A 3,950-nucleotide genomic window follows, 5' to 3' on the forward strand; every position below is an offset into this window, starting at 1 on the left:
GGCGCGGCAGCCCGTTGCCGGCCGCGAGCGCGAGGAGGTGGTGGTACGCGCTGCGGCTCGGCAGCAGCGCACCGGCGTCGAGCAGCGAGCCGACGGCCTTGAGCGGTACGGAGTGGGCCGCGGCCGCCCGGCCGCCGATGGTGGCGGTGCCCGCGGTCGGGGCGTCGAGCCCGAGGATCATCCGCATCGTGGTCGACTTCCCCGCACCGTTCGGGCCGAGGAAACCGGTGACCTCACCCGGCGGCACGCCGAAACTCAACGAGTCGACGGCCGTCACCTCGCCATAGCGCTTGGTCAGCCCGCGGACCTCGATCATCACGTCTCCCGAAGGGTTGCCGGTTCGGCGCACACCGTGGTGGTGCGTCCGGGAGACAGGTTCACCGGGCTGTCTGGGAGCGAGGTGGGCGTTTCTGGGAGTTCCGTGTGAGTCGTGGACGCGTCGTTGCAGGTGGGACGCCCGCGGTCGGTTGCGGTCCGCGCCCGGCGGGCCGGACTCACACGGAACTCGCACCGCCCACGTCAGCGATCACGGCCATCGGCGTACTGCCATCCGCCTCGGCAAGCGTCCGCCCGCCCGGCGCCCACAGCGCGGCGCCGCCGCAGCCGGTCCAAGGACCGGCCGCTCCCACGTGGTTGGCGAGCACGACGTGCAGGCCGGCGCCGCGGGCGATGCCCGGGTACACCGTGGCCCGTTCGTGGACGCCGACGCCGGTGCCGTACAGCGAACTGGCCAGGTGCACGTCACAGCCGTCGGTGGCGCAGCGCGAGACGAGCGCGTCGAAGTGGTTGTCGTAGCAGGTCGCGAGCGCGAACCGCAGCCCGCCGTAGGTGAAGCGCCCATCGCGGTCGCCTTCCTGGAAGACCTCCTGCTCGTGCTCGAAGAGGTGCTGTTTGCGGTACGTGCTGATCAGTTCGCCGTCCGGTCCGTACACGAAGGTCTCGATCGCGGGGCGGGGGCCGTCGGTCGGGGCGGCGGCGTTGACGACCACGGCGATCCCGGTGGTACGCAGCGCGTCCAGGCGCGGGTCGTCGTGCCGGGTCAGCAGCTCGGGGTCCTTGCCGATCGCTTCCATCTCGTAGCCGGTGACCGCCAGTTCGGGGAACACGACCAGTTCGGCGCCCCGCGCCCTGGCCTGGGCGGCCTGTCCGGCCATGGTGCGGACGTTGGCGGGGATGTCCGCGGGTGCGCAGGTGAACTGGGTGGCAGCGATCTTCATCGGGCCAGGATCCCAGGCGCCGGCCGCAGGAATTAATGAACGGCCATTTACAAACAGACATCGAGGGGCTAGTTTACGAATAGGCGTTCACAAACAGGCCGACGGACGGAGCGTGACGTGGCCCGACCCCGTACCACCAGCGACGAAGCGATCCTCGCTGCCGCCGCGCGCGCCGTGGGCCGGCGCGGACCCGCCGGCCTGACGCTCGCCTCGGTGGCCGAGGAGGCCGGGCTCGCACCGGCCACTTTGGTGCAGCGCTTCGGCTCCAAGCGCAACCTGCTGCTCGCCCTGGCCCGTCAAGGGGCGGCACACACCGGCGCGGTGTTCGACCACGCCCGCCGGCAGCACGACGAACCCCTGTTCGCGCTGCATGCCGCGCTGACCGACCTGGCCTCGGGGGTACGGACTCCCGAGGAGATGGCTGGCCACCTCGGGTTCCTCCAACTGGACCTGACCGACCCGGAGTTCCGTACGCACGCAGTCGAACAGGCGCACCGGATGCGCAGCGAGACCGCGGCGCTGCTGGCGGACGCCGTCGCAGACCGCGATCTTGCCGCCGGCACCGACGTCGGCGACCTCGCTCGCGGCATCCAGATCACCTACAACGGCGCCCTGCTGCTGTGGGCCGTGGAAGGCGGCGCCTCTCCCAAGGAGCTGCTCCGCGGCGAACTGGACCGCCTGCTGGGCCCGCATCGCGCGTGACGGCCGACCGCGGCACAGACCGCATCGCACCTGACGCCCCACCACATCACCGACTCAGGAGGACGCTCATCATGCCCAGCTCCCGCCCCTTCGTCGTCTCCGTCTTCATCGGCACCAGCTACGACGGCTTCATCGCGCGCTCCGACGGCGACATCGGCTGGCTGAACAGCCGCGCCGAGGGCGCCGGCGACTACGGCTACGACGCGTTCATGGCCGGCGTCGACACCGTCGTGATGGGCCGTGCCACGTACGAGGTGGTCATCGGCTTCGGACCCGAGATGTGGCCCTTCGCCGGCAAGAACGTGCACGTGCTCAGCACGCGCCTGGATACGGACGTCGACGAGCGCGTCACCGTCCACCGCAGCTTCGACGACCTGGTCACAGCGCTCACCGAGCAGGGTGCCAAGCGCGTGTACGCGGACGGCGGGCAGCTGATCCAGACGTTCCTGCGCGCCGGTCTCGTGGACGACATCACCGTCACCCGGGCACCCGTCCTGATCGGCACCGGGCTCCCCCTCTTCGGACCGCTGGACGCCGATGTCGACCTCACCCACGACTCGACGCGCGTACTCGGAGCCGGCTTCACCCAGTCCACGTACCACGTGACCCGCTGACAGCGGATCGCCGGGCGCCGGCCGCCGTGATCACCGCGCGGACCGGCGTCTACCCTGCGGCCATGATGAAGCCGATAGAACTCGTGATCTTCGACTGCGACGGCGTCCTGGTCGACACCGAACACCTCGCCGTACGCCTTCAGATCGCGCTCGGAGCGGAGCTCGGCTGGCCGCTCACCGCCGACGAGGTGGTCGAGCGTTTCATCGGGAGATCCAAGGTGTCGATCATCGACCAGATCACCGAGCGGCTCGGCGCGGAGACGGCCGGGCTGTGGTGGAGCCGGCTCATCCAGCGCCACCGGGAAGCCGTCGACCTCGGCATCGATCCGGTGGACGGACTGCCTGAGGCACTCGCCATGCTCACCGTGCCGACCTGCGTCGCCTCCAGCGGCTCGCACGAGAAGATGCGGCACACGCTGGGCCGCACCGGGCTGTACGACGTGTTCGCCGGCCGGATCTTCAGCGCGAGCGAGGTGCGGCGCGGCAAGCCCGCGCCCGATCTCTTCCTGCACGCCGCCCGTCGCATGGGTGTCGACCCGGCGGCGTGCGCGGTGGTCGAGGACAGCGGGCCCGGCGTCGCGGCCGCACGGGCGGCCGGGATGCGCGCCTTCGGTTACGCGGGAGGCCCGACCCCCGCCGAGCGGCTCGAAGGCGCCGGCACCGTCGTCTTCGACGACATGCGCAAGCTGCCGGGCCTGCTCGCTGCGAGGTAACGCTCATAGGGCTCCTGCGCTCCCCCATAACCGCCGAGGGGAACACCCCCTACACACGCCCCAGCCACGGCAGATACGCCGAGGAGAACAGCTCCGCCGGGGACTGGCGGCGTACCGCCTCGTACAGCCAGGAGCAGCTGCTCAGCGCCTCGGCCACGACATGCTCCGGATACCCGAGGCGCTCCCGGTGCACGGCGAATTCGTCCTCGTCCTCGATGTGCGGTTCGGCGCCCGGCAGCCGTACGACATCGAGGTCCAGGTCGACGATGCGCACCTCGGCGCCGTCCCGTGCCCACTGCGCGGGAGTGCTCACATCGCAGTAGACCTCGGGGCCCGGCGGACGGCAGAACGTGGCCGTCCACCAGGCGTGTTGCGGGACGCACAGGACGTACGGGAAGCGGGTGCTCCACCCGCCGTCCGCCGATTCCACGCGGATCCCCTGTGCGGTCGCGAGCCAGGTACCGTGTGCGTCGGCGCCCAGGCGTTTCGCCGTCCAGCGTGCGCTGAGGCGGCCGTCGTACTTCCGGAACTCGACGGTGACGTCGGTCATCGGTCCGCACCCCGTTCGGGGCCGAGGGCATCGCGCCCGGCCACCCGTCGCTGCGCGCGACGGCGTATCACCGACGCCCCGCACAGGAGCAGCGCGACAAGTGCGGCGAAGGCCCAGGGACCGGCGGCGTCCACGGTGTCGGCGATCCAGCGCT

The 3,950-nt window shown here is 71.2% G+C and carries 6 protein-coding genes; 3 read left to right on the forward strand and 3 right to left on the reverse strand.

The features are described 5' to 3' along the window. Together ABT367_RS41105 and ABT367_RS41110 are read right to left on the reverse strand one after the other, a co-directional pair. Nucleotides 1-316, reverse strand: a 316-nt coding sequence (locus ABT367_RS41105) for an ATP-binding cassette domain-containing protein (protein ID WP_352259058.1), incomplete at its 3' end; no start/stop codon positions are given. A gap of 178 nt (nucleotides 317-494) precedes the next feature. Next, entirely contained in the window at nucleotides 495-1,217 is a 723-nt protein-coding gene (locus tag ABT367_RS41110; RefSeq protein WP_352259060.1) for a carbon-nitrogen hydrolase family protein, read from the reverse strand. Nucleotides 1,218-1,334: 117 nt separating this feature from the next. Between ABT367_RS41110 and ABT367_RS41115 the strand changes: the two genes are divergently transcribed. From ABT367_RS41115 to ABT367_RS41125, 3 genes are all read left to right on the forward strand, one after another. Next, a complete protein-coding gene (locus tag ABT367_RS41115; RefSeq protein WP_352259062.1) occupies nucleotides 1,335-1,919 on the forward strand; it encodes a TetR family transcriptional regulator in 585 nt (194 codons plus the stop codon). A 71-nt stretch (nucleotides 1,920-1,990) separates the two neighbouring features. Further along, nucleotides 1,991-2,533 carry a dihydrofolate reductase family protein gene (locus tag ABT367_RS41120; protein WP_352259064.1) on the forward strand — a complete coding sequence of 181 codons (543 nt, stop codon included), beginning with the start codon at nucleotides 1,991-1,993 and terminating at the stop codon, nucleotides 2,531-2,533. 62 nt (nucleotides 2,534-2,595) lie between these two features. After that, nucleotides 2,596-3,246: an HAD family hydrolase gene (locus ABT367_RS41125; protein WP_352259066.1), complete on the forward strand. Its 651-nt coding sequence runs from the start codon at nucleotides 2,596-2,598 to the stop codon at nucleotides 3,244-3,246. A gap of 49 nt (nucleotides 3,247-3,295) precedes the next feature. Here the strand turns inward: ABT367_RS41125 and ABT367_RS41130 are convergent, their stop codons facing one another. Continuing rightward, complete coding sequence (locus ABT367_RS41130; protein ID WP_352259068.1) at nucleotides 3,296-3,796, reverse strand: DUF402 domain-containing protein; 501 nt, start codon at nucleotides 3,794-3,796, stop codon at nucleotides 3,296-3,298. Between the last annotated feature and the right edge of the window lie 154 nt (nucleotides 3,797-3,950).

Source organism: Streptomyces mesophilus (assembly GCF_040300965.1).
Lineage (GTDB): Bacteria > Actinomycetota > Actinomycetes > Streptomycetales > Streptomycetaceae > Streptomyces > Streptomyces mesophilus_A.